General features: G+C 67.4%; 15 protein-coding genes. 11 read left to right on the top strand and 4 right to left on the bottom strand.

The annotated features are described in order from the left end of the window. Positions 1 to 6: 6 nt before the first annotated feature. On the top strand, positions 7 to 405 hold the full coding sequence (locus AB3X94_RS15365; protein WP_368611987.1) for a cupin domain-containing protein: 399 nt from the start codon (positions 7 to 9) through the stop codon (positions 403 to 405). A gap of 30 nt (positions 406 to 435) precedes the next feature. Here the strand turns inward: AB3X94_RS15365 and AB3X94_RS15360 are convergent, their stop codons facing one another. Next, positions 436 to 585 carry a hypothetical protein gene (locus AB3X94_RS15360; protein WP_368611986.1) on the bottom strand — a complete coding sequence of 50 codons (150 nt, stop codon included), beginning with the start codon at positions 583 to 585 and terminating at the stop codon, positions 436 to 438. A 144-nt stretch (positions 586 to 729) separates the two neighbouring features. Between AB3X94_RS15360 and AB3X94_RS15355 the strand changes: the two genes are divergently transcribed. The 4 genes from AB3X94_RS15355 (at position 730) to AB3X94_RS15340 (ending at position 5,381) form a co-directional block, all read left to right on the top strand. Beyond that, positions 730 to 1,194, top strand: coding sequence for a hypothetical protein (locus AB3X94_RS15355; RefSeq protein WP_176108936.1), 465 nt, complete (start codon positions 730 to 732; stop codon positions 1,192 to 1,194). Between the two features lie 93 nt (positions 1,195 to 1,287). Next, positions 1,288 to 1,737, top strand: a complete 450-nt coding sequence (locus AB3X94_RS15350; protein ID WP_176108935.1) for an Rrf2 family transcriptional regulator — start codon at positions 1,288 to 1,290, stop codon at positions 1,735 to 1,737. Positions 1,738 to 1,834: 97 nt separating this feature from the next. Next, positions 1,835 to 2,482: an NAD(P)-dependent oxidoreductase gene (locus tag AB3X94_RS15345; protein WP_368611985.1), complete on the top strand. Its 648-nt coding sequence runs from the start codon at positions 1,835 to 1,837 to the stop codon at positions 2,480 to 2,482. A gap of 118 nt (positions 2,483 to 2,600) precedes the next feature. Continuing rightward, a complete protein-coding gene (locus tag AB3X94_RS15340) occupies positions 2,601 to 5,381 on the top strand; it encodes a mechanosensitive ion channel domain-containing protein (protein ID WP_368611984.1) in 2,781 nt (926 codons plus the stop codon). A gap of 122 nt (positions 5,382 to 5,503) precedes the next feature. On the opposite strand, the gene AB3X94_RS15335 is transcribed toward AB3X94_RS15340, so the two are convergent. Further along, positions 5,504 to 6,172, bottom strand: coding sequence for a cysteine dioxygenase (locus AB3X94_RS15335; RefSeq protein ID WP_368611983.1), 669 nt, complete (start codon positions 6,170 to 6,172; stop codon positions 5,504 to 5,506). 138 nt (positions 6,173 to 6,310) lie between these two features. Between AB3X94_RS15335 and AB3X94_RS15330 the strand changes: the two genes are divergently transcribed. Together AB3X94_RS15330 and AB3X94_RS15325 are read left to right on the top strand one after the other, a co-directional pair. After that, positions 6,311 to 6,784: an Lrp/AsnC family transcriptional regulator gene (locus AB3X94_RS15330; RefSeq protein WP_013089133.1), complete on the top strand. Its 474-nt coding sequence runs from the start codon at positions 6,311 to 6,313 to the stop codon at positions 6,782 to 6,784. A gap of 173 nt (positions 6,785 to 6,957) precedes the next feature. Further along, on the top strand, positions 6,958 to 7,167 hold the full coding sequence (locus tag AB3X94_RS15325; RefSeq protein ID WP_176108931.1) for a hypothetical protein: 210 nt from the start codon (positions 6,958 to 6,960) through the stop codon (positions 7,165 to 7,167). Positions 7,168 to 7,187: 20 nt separating this feature from the next. On the opposite strand, the gene AB3X94_RS15320 is transcribed toward AB3X94_RS15325, so the two are convergent. Further along, the gene (locus AB3X94_RS15320; protein WP_368611982.1) at positions 7,188 to 9,710 is read right to left on the bottom strand and encodes an FUSC family membrane protein; all 2,523 of its coding nucleotides are present in this window, start codon (positions 9,708 to 9,710) and stop codon (positions 7,188 to 7,190) included. Positions 9,711 to 9,924: 214 nt separating this feature from the next. Here AB3X94_RS15320 and recC point away from each other — a divergent pair, with 214 nt between their 5' ends. From recC to AB3X94_RS15305, 3 genes are read left to right on the top strand one after another with little or no spacing between them, the layout of a single operon-like run. Further along, positions 9,925 to 13,317, top strand: a complete 3,393-nt coding sequence (gene recC / locus AB3X94_RS15315) for an exodeoxyribonuclease V subunit gamma (RefSeq protein WP_368611981.1) — start codon at positions 9,925 to 9,927, stop codon at positions 13,315 to 13,317. Further along, the gene (gene recB, locus AB3X94_RS15310; RefSeq protein WP_368611980.1) at positions 13,314 to 17,039 is read left to right on the top strand and encodes an exodeoxyribonuclease V subunit beta; all 3,726 of its coding nucleotides are present in this window, start codon (positions 13,314 to 13,316) and stop codon (positions 17,037 to 17,039) included. Before recC ends, recB begins: the two co-directional genes overlap by 4 nt. After that, positions 17,036 to 19,135, top strand: a complete 2,100-nt coding sequence (locus AB3X94_RS15305) for an AAA family ATPase (RefSeq protein WP_176108927.1) — start codon at positions 17,036 to 17,038, stop codon at positions 19,133 to 19,135. The genes recB and AB3X94_RS15305 overlap by 4 nt, the downstream gene beginning before the upstream one ends. Before the next feature lie 54 nt (positions 19,136 to 19,189). Here AB3X94_RS15305 and AB3X94_RS15300 read toward each other — a convergent pair whose 3' ends face one another. Beyond that, positions 19,190 to 19,831, bottom strand: coding sequence for a VC0807 family protein (locus AB3X94_RS15300; protein ID WP_368611979.1), 642 nt, complete (start codon positions 19,829 to 19,831; stop codon positions 19,190 to 19,192). Between the two features lie 191 nt (positions 19,832 to 20,022). On the opposite strand from AB3X94_RS15300, the gene arfB reads away from it, so the two are divergent. Next, on the top strand, positions 20,023 to 20,427 hold the full coding sequence (gene arfB, locus AB3X94_RS15295) for an alternative ribosome rescue aminoacyl-tRNA hydrolase ArfB (protein WP_013089140.1): 405 nt from the start codon (positions 20,023 to 20,025) through the stop codon (positions 20,425 to 20,427). The last annotated feature ends 1 nt before the right edge of the window (position 20,428 follow it).

Here is a 20,428-nt window from a genome sequence, read left to right as displayed (position 1 = left end):
ACCGTCATGCATATTTCCAGATGGCTGATCGCATCGCTGCTGCTCGCAGCGGGCGCCGCACACGCGCACGAGCCGCCGCAAGCGCAAGTTGCGCCGCTGATGACCAGGGCGCTGGAAGACTATCCGGGCAAGGAAGTCACGGTGCTCTCGGTCGAGTATCCGCCCGGCAGTGCGGACCCGGTACATCGGCACGATGCACACGGCTTCATCTATGTGCTGGAAGGCTCGATCGTGATGGGCGTGCGCGGCGGCCAGACCGTCACGCTGAAGCCGGGGCAAACCTTCTACGAAGGGCCGAACGACGTGCACACGGTCGGGCGCAATGCCAGCAAGACCAAGCCGGCTAAATTCCTGGTTTTTCTGCTGAAGGATGCCGGCGCACCGATACTGACGCCGGCGAATTAACTGGCTCGGTGATATTCGCGCCACGGCGATTCAGGCGAGCAGCGGCTTGGCGAAACGCCGAACGCTGCTTTCTTCGCTTACGCAGCGAAGTCGGTCGATGAAGACAGCTGTTTCCACGCTTCCGTTTCCTGGCCCGGCGATGATCGCATTGGTCGACGCGGGGTTGTGGTTCAGTTGCATGGCCTTGCGGCGAACCGCACCCGAGGTTTCGTCGTAATCGTCGATGGCTCGCCGGGGTGACTCGAAGCGGCCGCGCGGCGCAACGGCGGTATCATGGGCACATCTTCGCAAGTGCGAGCCGCTCGGTGCGGCTCCTTTCTGATCATGATTTCATCTGTTTCCTCATCCTTATTGCGCCGCGCGGCGGTCGTGGTCTTCGTGTTCGGCGCGCTGGCCGCGTGCCAGAAAAACGACGCTTCGGCCGGCCAGGTCGCGGGCAAGCTCAACGACGCCGCGCAGCTTGCCGGTCAGAAGCTCGATCAGGCCGCGAGCTACGTCGGCCAACAGGTCACCGCGACCAAGGACGCCGCACAGCAGAACCTCGACTCGGCCTCCGCGCCGTCGATCAGGATCGACCCGGCCGCGCTCGCGTCGAGCGCGCAGGCCAACCTGCAGAACGCGGCGAGCGCGGCCAACGCACAGCTCGGCAGGGCCGCGTCGATCACGGGCCAGGGCCTCGAAACGGCGGGACGCAAGCTGCAGGCGTGGTCGGCGCAGAATGCGAGCTCGTCGGCTTCGTCGAGCGCATCGGCCGAGTCCGCCGACGCGCAGAAGCAGATGGACAAATGATCCGCGCGCGGTTCGATCCGGCTTTCGCCGTTTGACTTTAGAGGTATATGTAATTACGATGGTTACACATTGTCGTTGCGGGACGGATCTGCCGTGAACACGAGTAGCCGGTTTGCCTTTGCCGTGCATGTGCTCGCATTGCTGTCGTTACAGGGCGGCGTGCCGTTGTCGTCGGAGATGATCGCGGGCAGCGTGAACACGAATCCCGCGCTGATCCGCCGGCTTCTGGCCATGCTCTCGGAGGCCGGCCTCACCACGTCGCAGATGGGAGCCGGTGGCGGCGCGTTGCTCGCGCGGCGGCCGGAACAGATCACGCTGCTAGACGTCTATCGCGCAGTGGAGGACGCGCAGTTGTTCGCGTTGCATCGCGAGGAGCCGAATCCCGCGTGCATGGTGGGGCGCAATATCCAGAGCGTGTTGAGCGGGATCATCGGCGAAGCGCAGCAGGCGATGGAAGCGGCGCTGGCCGCACGCACGCTCGCTGATGCGACCGCCGACGTGGTCCGCTCGGAGAAGCATCGCGAGCGCAAGCGCCGGGCTTGACGGTGACTAACCAATGAACGGGGTGAGAGCCCCGTTTTTTTCTCGTTATATGTAACTATCAGTGTTACATATAAAACAACCTGAGGAGTACGCTGATATGAGCAAGCAACTGAAGATCGCCTTGTTTGGCGCGACCGGCATGATCGGCTCGCGGATTGCCGCGGAAGCCGCGCGTCGCGGGCATCAGGTGACGGCACTGGTGCGCGATCCGGCGCGCGTGCCGGACGGCGTTGCGAATCTGCATGCGGCGCAGGCCGATCTGCTCGACGCCGCGAGCGTCGGCGCGGCGGTGCGCGGTCAGGACGTGGTCGCGAGCGCGTATGCGCCGCCGCAAGGCGATCTCGCCAAGCTGTCGCAAGCCACGCGCGCGCTGGTCGAAGGGGTGCGCGCGGCGGGGCTGAAGCGCGTCGTCGTGGTAGGCGGCGCGGGCTCGCTCGAAGTCGCGCCGGGCAAGCACCTGGTCGATACCGACAGTTTTCCGCAGGCGTACAAGGGCATTGCGCTCGCGCATCGCGACGCCTTGGACTACTACCGCGGCGTGACCGATCTCGACTGGACGTTCTTCGCGCCGGCCGCGCTGATCGCGCCGGGCGAGCGCACCGGCCAGTTCCGCACGGGCGCGAACACGCTGATCGCGGATGCGGACGGCAACAGCCGCATTTCGGCCGAAGACTACGCGATCGCGTTCGTCAACGAACTGGAGCAGGGCCGCTTCGTCCGCCAGATCGCGACGGTCGCGTACTGACGACCGGCGCATCGAATTCGCCGGCCGCGCAAGCGTACTAACATTCGGTTACGCATGTTCGGGCGCGCCGGGCGTAACTGCGGCTACACTGGCGTCTGCCGTTTTCTCACGGATTGCCATGCAGTCATGCCCGTCGCGGCGTGAGTCCGAGGCTGCGCCGTCTGGCGGCGGGCAGCAGCCGGCGATTCTCACCGCCCCTCATCTCTCCTCCGATCGCGCCACTCGCGGCACTGCCAGCGGCGACGCCCACCCGCGCGAGAGCGCATATGTGCCGGGTTGGTTGACCGCGCTCGTGTGCGCCACGCTGATTCTGTGCCTCGGCGCGCTGCCGCGCATCGCGCAGGCCGCCGGCCCCGCGGTCGGCGGCGGCACGCCGGTGATCCCGGCATTGCAGAGCCTGATCAACAGCGCGACGGTGAACGCGACGCCCGCGTCCGCGGCCTCGGGTGCGTCGGTGCCCGAGGCGGCGTCGGCGCCGTCGCCCGCGAACCAGGCGGAGCTTGCGCGCTCGCTCGACAGCGTGATCGCCACGCTCGATAACGACCGCCAGCGCAGCGCACTCGTCGCCCAGCTGAAGAAGCTGCGCGACGTATCGCAAAGCGCCGCGCAAACCGTCGGGCCGCCTTCGCCAGCGGCCGCGCAACCTAGCCCGGGCCTGCTCGGCGCGATCGCATCGGGCATCGCGTCGTTCGAATCCGACGTGCATCAGGGCCGCACGCCAGTGCGCTACTGGAGCGGGCGCGTGACCGCTGCCGGCAATGAGCTGTACACGATCGTCTCCGGCCAGGGGCGCGAGGGTCTCGGCTCGATCCTGCTGGCGATGCTGGGGATGCTGGCCGGCTGGGGCGCCTGTGCCGGCGCGCTGATCTATCTGCAGCATCGGCTGCACCGGCGCTTCGGAGTCGAGCTGGTGCTGCGGCCCAATCCCACCACGCGCGAGCTGCTGATCTTCGCGTTGCGCCGCGTCGGTCCGTGGATCATCGCGTTCATCGCGGCGCTACTGTTCATGCGCGCGATGCCCGATGCGCTCGGCCGCACGCTCGGCATGGTGGTCGCGTATGCGATCGTCGCGGGCGCGGTGTTTTCCGCGATCTGCCTGATCATGTTCTCGCTGTTCGGCTCGGGCCACCGGCGCGTCGCGGTGCGATTGCTGATCGATCATGCGCGCCGCGTGCTGTTCGTGATCGGCGTGTGCGGTGCGCTCGGCGACGCGGCCGTCAATTACGACGTCGAGCATCAGATCGGCACCAACCTCGCCGCGCTGATTTCGACCGCGGCCAACATGACGGCCGCCGTGCTGACCGGCTATTTCGCGCTCGCTTTCCGCCGGCCGGTCGCGCACCTGATCCGCAACCGGCCGTACGAACAGCGCAACGACCACAGGGCGGCGACCGATGCGTTCGAGGTGCTTGCCGCGATGTGGCACGTGCCGGTGCTGGTGCTGGCGGCCGCGTCGGTGGTCGCGACGCTGGGCGGCTCCGGCTCCAGCGAAAACGTGCTGCAGATCTCGATCGTGACCGCGCTGCTGCTGGTGCTGGCGTTTTTCCTGTCGGCGATCGTGCTGCGCATGACGCGCCCTCGCAGTGCCCGCGCACGGCGCCGCTCGCCATATCTGACGCGCCTGTTGCGCTTTTGCGGCACCTTGCTGACCTTGTTCATCTGGCTGTTTTTCTTCGAATTCGCGGCGCGGCTGTGGGACGTGTCGCTGGCCGAGGTGATCGAGAGGAACGTGGCGGCGCGCGGTATCGCGCATGCGATGACGGCGATCGTCGCCACCGTTTTTATTGCGTGGCTGCTGTGGATTCTAGTCGACACCGCGATCACCGAAACGCTCAATCCGGGCAGCCCGCGCAACAAGGCGCGCAGTCCGAGCACGCGCGCCCGCACGATGTTGCCGCTGGTGCGCAACGTGTTGCTCGTGTCGATCATGACGATCGGCGGCATCGTCACCGCGGCGAACCTCGGCATCAACGTGACGCCGCTGCTCGCCGGCGCGGGCGTGATCGGTCTGGCGATCGGCTTCGGGGCGCAGTCGCTGGTGACCGACCTGATCACCGGGCTCTTCATCATCATCGAGGACACGATCTCGGTCGGCGACTGGATCGACGTCGATGGCGGCCATGCGGGCACGGTCGAACATCTGTCGATCCGCACCGTGCGGCTGCGCGACGGGCAGGGCGCGATCCACGCGATTCCGTTCTCGCAGATCAAGATCGTGAAGAACCTGTCGCGCGATTTCGCGTATGCGGTGTTCGAGGTGCGCATGTCGTTCTCGACCGATGTCGACGAGATCACGCAGCTGATCCGCGAAGTCGGCGCGGAGCTGATGGCGGACTTCCGCTACCGGCGCGAGATGCTCGGGCCGATCGAGGTGTGGGGTCTCGACCGCTTCGATCCGAACTGGATGGTCGTCAAAGGGCAGATCAAGACGCGGCCGCTGCAGCAATGGAGCGTCGCGCGGGCGTTCAATTTAAGGCTCAAGCGCAAGATGGACGAGGCGGGCATCGAGATTCCGGTCGCGCAGATGCGGGTGTACACGTCGTCGAAGGATAGCGACGGCGAGCCGTTGCGCGACGATGAGATGACCGGGTTCGTCGCGCCTGTGGATGCGGGTGCCGACGCGCACCAGCGGGCGCGCGACGGCGCGCACGGCAAAGACCATCAAAGGGCGCATGAACCCGCGCGCGAACGAACCCGCGAAGCGGCGCACGAGCATCTGCGCGAAGCGGAGTATGAAGTGGGCGCCGTCGGCCCGTCGGCGCGCGCATCGACACATGTGCCGCTTGCGCCCGCGCGTGACGTGTCGCACGAACCGCGTCCGGCGCCGCCGCCGACCGGACAGACCGCGCCGATTCCGCCGCAAATTCCGACGGCGGGCGATGTCGGCGGGAAGAGTTGAGGCGGGGGCTTGTTGGCGACCGTGCGAGGACGGTCGCGTGCTTGTGTGCTCGCATGACTTCGTAGTCGCGCGAACGCGTCACATCACGTCACGTCACGTGTCGTCGTGACGTGCAACCGTTGTTAAACCATCTCCGCGGCGTCGGCCGTGCGCACGATGTCGTTCACGTGCGTGCCGATCCGCGCGCCTTCGACGCCATAGATATGCAGCGACACCGCCGGCGCATCACTGCTGTTGCCGAGCCGATGAATCGCGGCACGGCCGCCGCGCACGTACGACACCGCGCCGCGTTTGCGTGTCTGAATGCGCAGCGCACTCGCGCATTGCTGCGCGTCGTCCCATTCGAAGACCGTTTCGCTCAGCTTGCCCTCGACCACCGCGTAACCGCACCACGTGTGATGCGCATGCACGGGGCTCGCCTGGCCGGGCTGCCAGACCAGCGCGGCGATCGCATAGCGGCCTTGCGGATCGGCGACGAGCAGATGGCGCCGATAGGTGTCGGCGGAGCCTTCGCGTTGTATCGGTGCGAGCAGCGCCGGATCGGCGGCCGCCTCGGCGAGCGCGAGCCGCATGCTGCGCGCGAAGAACGTCGAATGCGACGGTTCCGGAAATTTCGCGCAGGCTTCGAACATCGCGTCGAGCGTGTCGCACAGGCGCTCGAGCGGTGTGCGCATCATATCGCGCAGCGTGTGCGCAGATAACGCGGCCGCTTCGAGTCGGGCCGGGTCCGGCAGCGACTTCAGGTAGTCGGGAAGGTGCTCGAAAGCGGTGGCGCGAAGGTCGTCGCTCATGGTGTTGATGCAGCTCGGGCGCTGCTGGTCGGCAATTTTCGGTATCGATATTTATACCGGTTTGCCCGGAGAAACAGTTTCCATATAATTTCCTCGACCGTCAGAAAAGTAGAATAATTTCCTATGAGAGGTGGGGGTATGGGTATGGACATCATCGATCGGAAGCTGCTCGAATTGCTGCAGGCGGACGCGACGATGCCGATCGCCGAACTCGCGCAGCGCGTGAATCTGTCACAGACGCCTTGCTGGAAGCGGCTTCAGCGCCTGAAGGAGGCGGGCGTGATTCGCGCGCAAGTGGCGCTGTGCGACGCGCGCAAGCTCGGCGTCGGAACCACGGTGTTCGTGGCGGTGCGCACGAACCAGCACACGGAGACATGGGCCGCCGCGTTCACGCAGGCGGTGCGCGATATTCCGGAAGTGGTCGAGGTCTACCGGATGAGCGGCGAGACCGACTATCTGCTGCGCGTGGTGGTCTCCGATATCGACGACTACGACCGGATCTACAAGCAGTTGATCACGGCCGTGCCGCTGTACGACGTGAGTTCGAGCTTCGCGATGGAGCAGATCAAGTATTCGACGGCGTTGCCGGTGCGTTCGTCGGCGGTAACGTGATGCTCGTGTAGCATCCGTGAGTGCCAGGAGCGCCGCTTGCTGTTTCGATAGCAAACGCGCCACGGCGCATCCATACCGAACCCGTCGGCTGCAAGCCGCGTGCAAGCTCACTGGGCGTAGAATGCCGCCTTCTCCGACCCATCCGCGACTGCTACGCGAACCGAGCCCGCTTCATGACCAGACCGCCGCGCAAGAAGAACCCGACCTTTGGCATCGCCGTCTTTATCGTGGTGGCGATTCTGCTCGTGATCGCAACGCTGATCTACAACGCGATCCGTCAAAAGCACGAGTTCGAGAGCCAGCCCACGCAGGTGCCGCCGGTGGCCTCGGAGGCGGCCGCGGCAGTCAACGCACTGAAACCGGCGAGCGGCGCAGCGCAATAACGCCCGCGCGCCTCGCAGCTTCACTCCTCCGGCAACCGGATGATGCTCGCGTCCTTGCGAATCTGCGCGGACGCCGCGAGCATCTGCTTGCATTGATGCGCGAGCAGCTTCGTGTCGTGCACCGCATCGGCCGTATAGTCCGGCGATTTCTCCGTGTTGACGACCATCGCATCGAGTTCGCGACTCATCAGTTTGATCTGCTCGCTCTGCTCGGCGGGCAACGCGGTGCCTGCTTCGGCGGCGCTCAGGTTGTCGCGCACGAGGCTCAATGCGCGCTGCAGCGGCTGTAGCGAGATGTCCTCGACCTGTTGCTGCTGTTGCGCGGAGGTGCGCAGCAGCGGCGCGGCGGCCGTGATCTGCGACGCGAGCACGTGGCTGCGCACCAGCAGACCGTTCAACTCCGGCACGAACTTCTGCGCGGACTTCGGTTCGAGCATCATGCGCTGGAACGCCTGGCCGAGATTCGCGAACGCAACGTGAACGTTCTTGCGCGCGAGCCGATAGCGGTAATCGCGATCGAGCGCGGTCGCCGCCGCGGCAGCGGCGGCCGATGTGCCGCTTGCCGGGCGCGCGGTCGGATTGCGGATCGTGGTGGTGCCTTGGGCTGCGTCGGCCGCGTTCGCCTCTGCACTAGCGTCGGCGAGCGGCGGTGCACGGCTCGCGCGCTCCGCGCGGCGCGCACCGGCGCCACTCTCCACTTCGGCATCGGCTTCGGCTCCAGCGACAGCGAGCGCCGGCCCGCCAAAGCCGAGCGCCGGGTCCGCCATCGCGGCCGCCGGCGCGCGCGCGCCCGCTTCGGTCACGGCCGCGACCACCGCGGCGGCCGGCTTGCCGCTCCACCACCAGCTCGCTTCGAGATACTGCCGCGTCGCGCTGATCATGTTGTTGACGAGCTTGCCCATCAAGCGGTACTCCCAGTACGGGAACAGGTGGCTCGCCGCGATCGCGATCGCGCAGCCGACCACGGTGTCGATCGCGCGCTCGCCGATGATGCGCAGACTGCCCGGCGCAAGCAGATGGAACAGCAGCAGCACATACGACGACGTGAACACGACGCTCGCCGTGTAGTTGAACAGCAGCAGGCTGTAGCTCATCACCATCGACGCGAACATCACGACCATCAGGATGTGCGGCTCCTTCACGAAGATGATCAGCGCGATGCTCGCCGCGCAGCCGATCAGCGTGCCGATGATCCGCTGCCCGTTGCGCTGCTTGGTCAGCGAGTAGCCGGGCTTCAGGATGATGACGGTGGTCATCACGATCCAGTACGCGTTGGTCAGCGGCAGCAGGCGGCCGAGCCAGAAGCCCACGGCGACCGCGATCGTCACGCGCAATGCATGGCGAAAGCTCGGCGAGGCCATGGTCAGATTCGAGAAGATCTGCCCGAACGGCACGCGCCGGCTCGTCACGAAGCGGCTCAGCGCCTGATCGATGCGCAGTTCCGTTTCGGTCGGACTCGGCTCGGTGGTGAGGCTGCGGCGCATCTTGTCGATCAGCCGCGTGGCGCTCCAGATGCGGCGGAAATTCGACGACACCGCCGAATATGCCTCCGGGTTCTGGGTCGGCAGTTCCTGCTTGCGCATCAGCTCGATTTCATACTCGATCGCGCGCAACTCGGCCTTCACGTTCACGCGCTTGCGCGGCGCCTGGTTCTGCAGCACCGCGAGGCCGATCTCCTCGAGATCTTCGGCAGCCTTGCGGATCAGATCGCGATAGAACACCAGCAGGTCGGAGCCGCCGAACGTGCTGCGCACGAGCGTGTAATCGGTTTGCGCGCCGACGAACAGCTCGTGCAGATCGACGGTATTGATGAACAGGTTGTACAGCATCGCGCGGCGGGGTTCGAGCTTGCCGCGTTTGAGCCTGGGCAGGTTGCGCAGCACGATGTCGCGCGCGGCGTCCTGGCGCTCTACCGCGGAGATCTGCTTGTCGACGAGGTTGCGGTAGCACTCGTCGAGGTCGTTGTCGAGATCGTAGAACGCGGCGCGCGCAAGCAGATAGTCCGCACACGCGAACACACTTTCGGCGAGCGCCTGCTGCTCGATCCGATGCACCATCCAGCGGCTCACGAGGGTCGACCAATACGTGTACCAGAGGCCGCCGAGCAGTATCCACGACGCATTGACGAGCGCCTGCAGCGGCGTGAAGTGCTCCTCCAGCGTCATGATCATCATGAACAGCGTCGCGAAGCTGATCTGCGGCCAGCGGTTGCCGTACACGACGATCAGCGACAGCACGAACGTAAGCGGCACGACCGTGCACCACAGCGCGATCGGATTGACGGTGGCGAGGCCGGTGGCGAGCGCGGACAGAAAGCCGATCACCGAGCAGGCCAGCATCTCGTTGTGCTTGTACTTGAGCGGGCCCGGCATGTCGACGACGCAGGCGCCGAGCGCGCCAGTCGCGATCGTGAAGCCGAGTTCATGATTGTGAAACACGATCAGGCACAGGATGGCCGGTAACGACACGCCGACCGCGATGCGCAGGCCGCCATAAAAGTACTGGCTATAAAGGAATTTTCTTATTTCGACCGAATAGCGCATCGACTACCTGAATCCATTCATCGAGAAAACCGCAGTTGGAAAGACAGCGCGAAACTGCCGTCGAGTCTAACTGATTTTGCGCGCGTTCTGACCTCGCCCATTCGGCCAGGTTATGCCCTGGGGGATCGGTTTGTTATGCTGTCGCTTCAATGTCCGCCGCGGCTCCCGAGCATCACTCGCGGGCCATCAGCGTGCCCAATGTGATCTGGAATTCATGCTTCAGCTCTTCTACTCGAACCGCTACGAAACGCTGGTGGGCGCGCTGCTCGACGACCTCGCGCAAGCGCCGTCCGACCCTTGGACTGCCCGTCCCGTGATCGTGCCGAGCGCGGCCGTGCGCCGGCGGCTCGAACTCGATATCGCCGCGCGCCAGGGCATTTGCGCGAACGTGAACTTTGGTTATCTCGCGCAATGGCTGTGGGCGCAGATCGGCGGCGTGATCGAGGTGCCGAAGCATTCGCCGTTCGCGCCGGACCGCCTCGTGTGGCGCTGCTACCGGCTGCTCGACGACACGGACGAGGCGCTGCCGTGGAATGCGTCGCCGCGTTTGCGCACCTATCTCGATGCGGCCGACGCGTCGATGCGCTACGAACTCGCGCGGCGCGTCGCGACCGTGCTCGACCACTATCTGACCTATCGCCCCGAATGGCTGCTGCAGTGGCAGAAGGGCGGCTCGATCTTCGCGAGTGGCGCGGCAGACGAAACGGGTCCGCGTCTGACCGGCGCGAGCGATGCCGCCCGCGAAGACGAGCGCTGGCAAGCGGCGCTGTGGCGCGCGGTGCTCGCCGAGCTCGCGCAAGCCGGCGGTCATGCGCAAACATCCGCGGCCGCGCTGCCGCCCGCGTATCGGTTTCTCGATGAATTCGGCGCGCTCGATCTCGAGGCAATCTCGAACGCGCGATGGCCCGAGGCGGTCAGCGTGTTCGCGCTGCCGACCATGCCGCCGCTGCATATCGCATTGCTGCGCGCGCTGTCGCGCTGGATCGACGTGCGTCTGTATGTGATGAACCCATGCCGCGAGTTCTGGTTCGACGTGGTCAGCGAAGGGCGCGTGCAGGCGCTCGACGCGGCGGGGCAGCTCGACTATCAGGAAGTCGGTCATCCGCTGCTCGCCGAATGGGGACGGCAGACTCAGGCGCAGTTGCATATGCTGCATGAGCTGACCGAAAGCGCGGCATCGGCCGAGACCGGCGACTTCACCGAGAATCCCGAGCCGAGCTGGCTCGCCGCCGTGCAGAACGGCATCCTCGATCTGCGCAATGAAGCCGATGCCGACGAGTTGCCTATCGAGCGCGGTATCGAGGTACACGTTTGCCATAGCCTGTCCCGACAGCTCGAAGTGCTGCACGATCGCCTGCTCGGCTGGTTCGACGAGTTCGACGATCTGCAGCCGTCCGACGTGCTGGTCGCGGTGTCCGATCTGGCGGCGGCCGGTCCGCTGATCGATGCGGTGTTCGGCACCACGCCCGCCGGCGACACCCGCCGCATTCCGTACCGGATCACCGGCTTGCCGCCGTCGCAGGCCAATCCGGTCGCGCGTCTGTTGCTCGACTGGCTCGCGCTGCCCGAGCGCAGCGTCGGCGCGCCGGATCTGATCGAATGGCTGCGTGTCGATGCGGTCGCGGTGCGTTACGGCATCGACGCGAATTCGCTCGAAGCCGCGCAGGAATGGCTCGCGGCCGCCGGCGCGCGGCGCGGGCTCGCGCCGCTCGAACCGGTCGGCGAGCATGTCCCGGTCGCGCGTCATACGTTCGCCGATGCGCTGACGCGCCTGTACCTCGGCTATGCGATGCCGGCCGGCGGCGAGCCGGTCGATGCGTGGCTGCCGGTCGAAGGCGCGGACGGTTCGGATGCCGAATTGCTCGGCCGTCTGTCGCGCTTCGTCGACGATATCGACAGCTTCGCGGCGAGCTGCGCGATCGAGCGCACGCCCGCCGGCTGGTCGCAGCTGCTGCTCGAAACGCTCGGGCAGTGCTTCGACGGCGGCGTCGAGTTCGCCGATTCGCTCGCGGCCGTGCGCGACGCGCTCGATGCGATGAGCGCTGCGATGCAGGCCGGCGCGCATGATGTGTTGCTGCCGGCCTCGGTGGTGCGCACCGCGCTCACCGAAGCGCTCGACGACCCCGCGCGTGGCGGCGTGCCGTGGGGCAGCGTGACGTTTTCTTCGCTGACGAGTCTGCGCGGTTTGCCGTTCCGTGTGGTCTGTCTGCTCGGCATGGACGACGGCGTGCTGCCGTCGCTCGCGCGCGCCGACGAATTCGATCTGATGGCTGCGTTCGGCAAGGCCGGCGACCGTCAGCGCCGCGACGACGAGCGCAATCTGTTCCTCGATCTGCTGCTCGCCGCGCGCGAGCGGCTCTTCATCGCGTACACGGGCCGCAGCATTCGCGATAACGCGCCGCTGCCGCCGGCCGCGCTCGTCGACGAACTGCTCGATCATCTCGCGCAGGTGTCGGCGGGCGAGGACGCGAGTCCGGCCGAGGTCGACAGCGCGCGGCGCGAGTTCATCGTCGAACATCCGTTGCAGGCGTTCGCGTCGGACTATTTTGCGGCGAAGCCCGATCTGTTCACCTACGACGCCGATCGCGCCGAGCTGGCCACATTGCTCGCCGAACCGCAGCATGCCGCCGCCGCGCCGTTCTTCGATCAACCGCTGCCGCCGGAAGATATGCACGAGGTGCAGTTCGACGACTTCGTGCGTTTCTGGCGTCATCCGGCGCGCGCGCTGTTGCGCGACCGGCTCGGCATTGCGTTGTCGGATGCGCAGGGCGAGCTGCTCGATACCGAGCCGTTCGATCTCGACTATGCGGGCCGCGACGCGCTCGCCGAGCGCCTGCTGCCGGTGCTGCTCGACGCCGACACCGCAGACGAGGTGATGTACAGCCGCGTGCAGCGCGTCGCCGAGGCGAGCCCCGAGTTGCCGGGCGGCGCGACCGGCGCGGTGTGGCGCGCACGCGAACTGTCCGCGCTGCGGCAGTTGGCGCAAAGCGTGCGGCGCGAAGTGGCCGCCGGTGTCGAGCGCTTGCCGTTCGTGCTCGACATCATGCCGCGCTGGCCGCAAGACGGTGATCGCACCGACAGCGCCAATTCGCTGTTCGGCGACTACGACGCGCTGCTGCGCGAGTCCGCCGAAACGCCGCTGCAAATGCGCGGCACGTTGAACCTGCTGACCGGAACGGGACAAGTGATCTTTCGTTATGCCAAAGCCAGCGCGCGCGACTATCTGTCCGCGTGGCTCGCGCATCTGGTCTATTGCGCGGCGCAGCCGGACGGTCCGCGCCGCACCGTGTGGCACGGCAGCGGCGAGAGCTTCGAGCTCGCGCCCGTCGCGGCGCCGCTCGACGAACTCGCGCCGTTGGCGGCGCTCTTCAATGCCGGCCGCCGGCTGCCGCTGCGCTTCTTTCCGAAGAGCGCATGGGCGAGAGTCAGCGAAAGCGAATCGGCGGCACAGGGCGTATGGATCAACGACCGTGTACGCGGCGAATCCGACGACCCCGCGTTACGCATCGCGCTGCGCGGCACGCCGCTCACGCTCGCCGAACCGTTCGGCAGCCTCGCCGCGATCGTCTTCAAGCCACTGATCCAGCATGTGCGGAGCGCCTCATGAGCGAAGCGCTGCGCCATCAAAACCTCGTCGCCGCCGAGCTCGACGTGTTCGCGTGTCCGCTCGACGGCGTGAATCAGATCGAAGCGTCGGCGGGCACCGGCAAGACGTGGAACATCTGCGCGCTGTACGTGCGGCTGCTGCTCGAAAAGAACCTGAACGCCGATCAGATTCTCGTCGTCACGTTCACGAAGGCCGCGACCGCGGAGTTGCACGAGCGCATTCGCGGCCGTCTCGCGGAACTGCATCGCGCGATCGAGATGGACGACGACGGCGACGATCCGTTCATCCGCCGGCTATTCGAAACGACGCTCGCGCCGCAGAACGGTATCGAGCGCGAGGCCGCGTTGAAGGTCGTGCGCCGTGCGCTGCGCACCTTCGATCAGGCCGCGATCCACACGATCCATGCGTTCTGTCAGCGCGCGTTGCAGGAAGCGCCGTTCGCCGCCGCGATGCCGTTCGCGTTCGAGATGGAAGCCGACGACGCGGCGCTGCGCTTCGAACTCGCCGCCGACTTCTGGCGCGAGCAGGTCGAGCCGGTTGCGCATGCGCATCCGGCGTTCGCCGCGTGGCTGGTGGCGAGGCGCGCCGGTCCCGCGTCGCTCGACGAACAGTTGGCGCGACGCCTGAAAAAGCCGCTCGCGCAATTGCGCTGGGGCAGCATCGACGCGGACGGCGCCAGCGCCGATCCGCAGGCCGGCTTCGATGTCGCGTGCGCGATCTGGCAGGCCGAGCGCGACGCGATCGTCGCGCTGCTAGCGGAGGCCCAGGAGCACCTGAGCAAGAGCACGCACAAGCCCGATCACGTCAGCGCCGCGATCGCCGCGTGGACCGACTACTTCGCGCGGGGCGACTGCCATGCGCCGCCGCCGCGCGCGGCATTGAAGCTGACGGCGTCGGCGTTGAAGAAGGCGACCAAGGTCAAGTTCGAGCCGCCCGCGCATCCGTTCTTCGAGCATGCCGAAGCGCTGGCCGCGGCCGTGGTCGCCGCCGAGGCCGCGCAGCGCGCGCGCTGGCTCGGGCTCGTGCAGACATGGCTCGACTTCGCGCCGGCCGAGCTGGTGACGCGCAAGCGCACGCGCCGCGTCGTGTCGTTCGACGATCTGCTCGCGAATCTGTATCGCGCGCTGGCCGCGCATCCGTGGCTCGCCGACGCGTTGCGCAACCGCTATCCGGCCGCGCTGATCGACGAGTTCCAGGACACCGATCCGCTGCAATTCGCGATCTTCAGCCGCATCTTCGCGCCGGCCGGGCCGCTGTTCCTCGTCGGCGATCCGAAGCAGGCGATCTACAGCTTCCGTGCGGCGGATCTGCATACGTACCTTGCGGCGCGCGAGGCGGCGTCCGCGTGCTACACGCTCGCGGTCAACCAGCGCTCGACCGCACCGATCGTCGACGCGTGCAACCGGATCTTCGAAGCGAACCCTCGAGCGTTCGTGCTCGACGGGCTCGACTATCAGCCGGTGCGTGCGGGCGAGCGGCGGCGTGCCCCATTTGCCGATCCGGACGCGGCCGGCGGCGATTTCCGCATCTGGACGTTGCCGCGAGGCGAGACCGCATTGAGCAAACGCGACGCGCAGCGCGCGGCGAGCGAAGCGTGCGCGGCCGAGATCGTGCGGCTGTTGCGAGGGGCGCGTGCAGGCGTCGTGACGATTGGCGACAAGCCGCTCGCGCCGGGCGATATCGCAGTGCTCGTGCAGACGCACAAGCAGGGCAGCCTCGTCAAACGCGTGCTCGCGGCATGGGGCGTCGGCAGCGTGGAGCTTGCGCAGGCGTCGGTGTTCGCGACGCTGGATGCCGAGCAGATCGAGCGCGTGCTGGCCGCCATCGACACGCCCGGCGATCTGCGGCGTCTACGCGCCGCGCTCGCCACCGACTGGCTCGGGCTCGACGCCGCCGCGCTGTGGCGTCTTACGCAGGTCGCCGAGGCGCCAGCGCCTGAGGCCTTTGACGAACCCGCGCCAACACTCGATCCCGCCGACGCGATGGGCTGGGTCGAACGTTTTTCGCGCTACCGGATGCTGTGGCACGAACGCGGCTTCGCCGTGATGTGGCGCACGCTGATGCGCGAGCTGCGCGTTGCGCAGCGGCTCGTCGCGGGTGTCGACGGCGAGCGCCGGCTGACCAACGTGAACCATCTCGCCGAGCTCGTACAGGCGCGCGCGGCCACCCAGCCCGGCATCGCGCCGACCTTGCGCTGGCTCGCCGCGCAGCGCGAGCAGGGCGGCGGGGAAGAGGCGCAACTGCGGCTCGAGTCGGATCGCAATCTCGTGCAGATTGTCACGGTCCATAAATCGAAGGGACTCGAATACGCGGTCGTGTTCTGTCCGTTCCTGAACGATGGTGGCTTGCGCGAGCCGCCGTCGTCGGGCTTACCCGATGCGCGCGAGTATCACGACGACAGCGGCGACGCGGTGCTGCACTACGGTTGCGACGAACAGGAAGCCGAGCGCGCGTCGCGCTACGCGGTGCGCGAGCAGGCGGCGGAACGCGCGCGGCTCGTCTATGTGGCGCTCACGCGCGCGGTGTATCGCTGCTACCTGGTCGCGGGCACCTATCTGTCTTCGCGCTCGACCAAGGAGTCGCGCCGCAGCGTGCTGAACTGGCTCGTCGGCGGCAGCGGCCATACGTTCGACGCATGGCTCGCCGAGCCGCCCGATGAAGCCGCGCTCGCGGCGAGCTGGCATGCACTCGCGGGCGGACCGGTCACGGTGCGGGCGCTGCCCGAGGTGACGCGTTGCGTGCCGCTCGAAAGTCTGCAGGACCAGGGCGCACATCTGCACGCGCGCGCGAATCGGCGGCCGTTGCGCGATCAGTGGCGTATGGCGAGTTTCAGCGGCCTGATCGCGTCCGGCGCGAGGAACGGGGAGGCGCACGCGCATGCGCCGCAGGAAGACGTGCGGCCCGATCACGATGAGATCGCCGACGCGCTACAGGCCGCGCCGTTGCTCGCACCGGTCGCCGCGACCAACGCCCCGGCGCATGCCGACGACGACATCCTCGCGTTCCCGCGCGGTGCGGCGGCTGGCGATTGCCTGCATCGGATGTTCGAGCTCGCCGATTTCAGCGACGCGCGCAGCTGGCCCGATGCGATCCGCGGCGCGCTGCGCGAGCGACCGGCGCCGGCCGCGCCCGAGCTCGCCGCGCGCTTGCCCGCGATGATGCATCGGCTGATCGCCGACGTCGTCTCGACCGAACTGGTGCCGGGCATGACGCTCGCGCGGCTTGATCCGCGCCGGCGCCTGAACGAACTCGAATTTCTGTTCGCGGCGCCGTCGCTTGATTTTCCGGCGTTGCGCGAGCTGCTGATCGAATACGGCTATCCCGACGTCGCGCTGGAGCCGGGCGTGCTGCGTGGATACATCAAAGGATTTATCGACATGATCGTCGAGCACGACGGCCGCTTCTGGATCGTCGACTGGAAATCGAACCATCTCGGCGACACCGTGGCCGATTACGCGGCTGCGCCGCTCGAAGCGGCGATGGCGAGCCACGCGTATCACCTGCAGGCGCTGCTATATACGGTCGCGTTGCATCGCTATCTGAAGACGCGCGTGCGCGACTATGCGTACGACACGCATATCGGCGGCTATCTGTATCTGTTCGTTCGCGGCGTGCGGCCGGACTGGCGCGATGTCGACGGCGCCGCCGGCGTGCATAGGCGGCGCGCACCGTTCGAACTGGTGGCGCTGCTCGACGCGGCGATGATCGGAGGTGGCGCATGAGTACGCGCGGCACGCTTGACGAGCGCGCGGCCGCGCCGCTCGGGCTCGAAGACATCGGCGTCAACCTGCCCGCGCCGGCCGATTTCAGCATCGCGCTGGCCGAAGGGTTCGCGCGTCGGATCGGCATGCTGGCGCGGCGCAGTGGTGCATCGACCGAGGTGGTGAAATGGGCCGCGCGCGGCGCCTTCGCGGCGAGCCGTGCGACCGCCGAAGGGCACGTGTGCGTGCCGCTCGCGGCGCTTGCGCGCCGCTTCGACGCATCGAGCGCCGAGGTGCGCGCGGCGCTGCTCGCGAGCGGCATGGCAAGCGATGGCGCAGCGGACGCGGCCGGCGCGGCGGGCGCGGCGGCGTTGCGGCCGCTCGTGATCGACGCGCAGGGGCGTCTTTATCTCGCGCGCTACTACGACTACGAACGGCGCCTGGCGCACGCTCTGGTCGCACAGGCGACGGCCGACGCGAACACTGCGAATGTCAACGCCGACTCCGCGCCCACCGCGTTGCGCGAACGCCTGCTGCGCTACTTCGGCCCGCCGAAAGACGACGAAGTCGACTGGCAGCGCGTCGCGGCCGTGATGGCGCTGTCGGGGCGGCTGACGATCGTCAGCGGAGGTCCGGGCACCGGCAAGACCACGACCGTGGTCGGCGTGCTCGCGTGTCTGCTCGATGCGCGCGCCGATCTGCGCATTGCGCTCGCGGCGCCGACCGGCAAGGCGGCGCAACGGATGCAGGAAGCATTGCTCGCGCGTGCGGGCGAGCTGCCGGCAGAACTCGCCGAGCGTTTGCCGCAGACGTCGTACACGCTGCATCGATTGCTGGGCTCGGGGCCGGGCGGACGCTTTCGGCATCATCGCGATAATCCGTTGCCGTATGACGTGGTCGTGATCGACGAGGCGTCGATGATCGACGTCGCGATGGCCACGCATCTGCTCGACGCGATCGGGCCGCAAACGCGGCTCGTGATGCTCGGTGACAAGGACCAGCTCGCCGCGGTCGAAGCCGGCGCGGTGTTCGCCGAACTCAGCGCGCGGCCGGCGTTGAGCGCGAGCGGATTGCGACGGGTCGCGCAGGCGCTCGACATCGACGAGGCGCGGCTCGCGCGGGCTTTGCCGCGTGCGTCGCGTCAGGACGATGAAGCGCCGGTGGATGATTTTTTTGTGCCACCCGAGGCGCTGCACACGTTCGAGCCGGATGCATCGGGCGATCTGTTCGCCGGTGTCGCGACGGCGGCGGCTGACGAAGAGGCCGGTCGCGATATGCAATTGGCGAACGAACGCAATCCGCTCGCGGACTGCGTCGTCTGGCTCGAGCGCAACTACCGGTTCGGCCTCGAGTCGCCGATCGGGCGTTTGTCGGTTGCGATTCGCAACGGCTCAGCGAGCGCGGCGCTCGACGTATTGCGGACCGACCCGACCGAGGACTGCGCCGCGGCGCTGCATGAGGACGCGCACACGACGCTGGCCGAGCGCACCGTCACGCGACTTGCCGCCGGCTTCGCGCCGTACGCCGATGCACTTGCGGCGGCGCTCGCCACCGAGACGCCCGATCCATTGCCGCTGTTCGACGCGCTCAACCGCTTCCGCATCCTCTGTGCGACGCGGCTCGGACCGCGCGGCGTCGATCAGGTCAATGCGGCGATGGCGGCCCAGGTGCGCCGTGCTGCGGGCGTCACGCTCGCGGTCGGCGCGCAGTGGTTTGCTGGACGTCCGGTGATGGTTACGCGCAACGACTACGCGCTGGGGCTGTTCAATGGCGACATCGGCATTGCGTTGCCGGGTGCGGGCGGCGCGCTGCGCGTGTACTTCCGCGCCGGCGACGGCGGGGTGCGCGCGGTGTCGCCAGCCGCGCTGCCGCCGCACGACACCGCGTTCGCGCTGACGGTCCACAAGTCGCAAGGTTCGGAGTTCGAGCACGCGGTGCTGGTGCTGCCGTCGGCGTTCAGCCGGGTGTTGTCGCGTGAGCTCGTGTACACGGCGATTACTCGCGCGCGCGAACGCGTCGAGGTGATCGGCGCGCGGGCCGTGCTCGCGCAGGCGATCGCGACGCCGACGCAGCGTGATTCGGGGCTGGCCGCGCGAATCGCGGAGGCGTCGCGTTGATCGCGCGAGCGCGGGCGGAACACGCGGAGTGGGGGCCCAAAGTGCGAGCGCCGCTCAACCGGCCATGCCGCTCGCCCGCTCGATGGCCTCGACGCGGCTGCGCATCGTCTTGCGATACCACAGCGTCCATAGCGCGAGTCCCGCGTAGATACCGTAGCCGATAAAGGGCGACACGACGAGGAAGCGTTCGATCGGCCACGTCAGCGCCATCCACGCGCGTAGCGCGGTTTCGGCGGTCAGGCCGACGCCCCACACGAGCGTCATGGTTCGCATCGCGGGGGCGAGACCGGGGCGTTCGCGCCACAGCGCCTCGAAATGCGCGGCGCCGCCTTCCATTTCGCGCGCGACCGTCGCGCGCGCGAGGTAGAAGATCAGCGGACGGCGCATCGGCAGCGACAGCAGAAACACGACGCCGACCGCGCCGGACACCAGCGACTCGCGCAACAGCAGCATGCGCGGACTGCCGCCGAGCGCCATGGCCGCCACCGACAACACGATGCCCGCAACCACCATCACGCTGAGCGCATCGACGCGTCTGAAACGCGCGAGCTCGGCAGCGCTCCAGATGAGTGGCGGCACGGCGGACGCGATCAGCGCGCCGGTCTCGCCTACCCGCGGTAACGCGAGCCGGTAGGCCAGCCACGGCAGCAGAAAGTTGACCGCCAGTTCGAGCACGAAACCGGGACGGATTTTCATTTGAATTTACGCCGTAAGCGAAAGAGCCAGTATCGATGAACCGGTCGCGCCGACGCAAATGGTTTTTTTCGTAACGCGATCGCAAGCCGGCGCCGCCGAGCACTGCACCTGGCGCTCTGGCGTGCTCCGGCGGCCTCGGGCATCTCGCGCCGAGCGCTTGTACACTGATGCATCTCTCTTCCCGACCGCCCATGACATCCCGCTACCCGATCCCGCCCAACGAAATCGAATTGACCGCCGTGCGCGCGCAAGGGGCGGGTGGGCAGAACGTCAACAAGGTATCCAGCGCGATTCATCTGCGTTTCGACGTGCGCGCCTCGTCGCTGCCGGAAGTGCTGAAAATGCGTCTGCTCGCGCTGTCCGACCATCGGCTCACGCGCGACGGCGTCGTGGTCATCAAGGCGCAGGAGCATCGAACCCAGGAGATGAACCGCGCGGCGGCGCTCGCGCGGCTCGATGAACTGATCGAAAGTGTCAGCGTGACCCGCAAGCATCGGGTCGCGACGCGGCCGACCCGGGCGTCGAACCTGCGACGGCTCGACAGCAAGGCGAAGCGCAGCGAGGTGAAGTCGGGGCGCGGCCGCGTGCACGAGTAGC

This window comes from Paraburkholderia sp. BR10923, from assembly GCF_040948765.1.
GTDB classification, from domain to species: domain Bacteria; phylum Pseudomonadota; class Gammaproteobacteria; order Burkholderiales; family Burkholderiaceae; genus Paraburkholderia; species Paraburkholderia youngii.
The sequence above is the reverse complement of the archived record's forward strand: the minus strand, read 5'-3'. Positions and strand labels throughout refer to the sequence as shown.

Bases quoted from the DNA above. Each gene is read 5' to 3' on its own strand.
- arfB (WP_013089140.1), top strand. From the start codon at position 20,023: ATGACATCCCGCTACCCGATCCCGCCCAACGAAATCGAATTGACCGCC.
- AB3X94_RS15320 (WP_368611982.1), bottom strand. From the start codon at position 9,710: ATGCGCTATTCGGTCGAAATAAGAAAATTCCTTTATAGCCAGTACTTT.
- recC (WP_368611981.1), top strand. From the start codon at position 9,925: ATGCTTCAGCTCTTCTACTCGAACCGCTACGAAACGCTGGTGGGCGCG.
- AB3X94_RS15335 (WP_368611983.1), bottom strand. From the start codon at position 6,172: ATGAGCGACGACCTTCGCGCCACCGCTTTCGAGCACCTTCCCGACTAC.
- AB3X94_RS15360 (WP_368611986.1), bottom strand. From the start codon at position 585: ATGCAACTGAACCACAACCCCGCGTCGACCAATGCGATCATCGCCGGG.
- AB3X94_RS15365 (WP_368611987.1), top strand. From the start codon at position 7: ATGCATATTTCCAGATGGCTGATCGCATCGCTGCTGCTCGCAGCGGGC.
- AB3X94_RS15355 (WP_176108936.1), top strand. From the start codon at position 730: ATGATTTCATCTGTTTCCTCATCCTTATTGCGCCGCGCGGCGGTCGTG.
- AB3X94_RS15345 (WP_368611985.1), top strand. From the start codon at position 1,835: ATGAGCAAGCAACTGAAGATCGCCTTGTTTGGCGCGACCGGCATGATC.
- AB3X94_RS15305 (WP_176108927.1), top strand. From the start codon at position 17,036: ATGAGTACGCGCGGCACGCTTGACGAGCGCGCGGCCGCGCCGCTCGGG.
- AB3X94_RS15340 (WP_368611984.1), top strand. From the start codon at position 2,601: ATGCAGTCATGCCCGTCGCGGCGTGAGTCCGAGGCTGCGCCGTCTGGC.
- AB3X94_RS15330 (WP_013089133.1), top strand. From the start codon at position 6,311: ATGGGTATGGACATCATCGATCGGAAGCTGCTCGAATTGCTGCAGGCG.
- AB3X94_RS15300 (WP_368611979.1), bottom strand. From the start codon at position 19,831: ATGAAAATCCGTCCCGGTTTCGTGCTCGAACTGGCGGTCAACTTTCTG.
- AB3X94_RS15325 (WP_176108931.1), top strand. From the start codon at position 6,958: ATGACCAGACCGCCGCGCAAGAAGAACCCGACCTTTGGCATCGCCGTC.
- recB (WP_368611980.1), top strand. From the start codon at position 13,314: ATGAGCGAAGCGCTGCGCCATCAAAACCTCGTCGCCGCCGAGCTCGAC.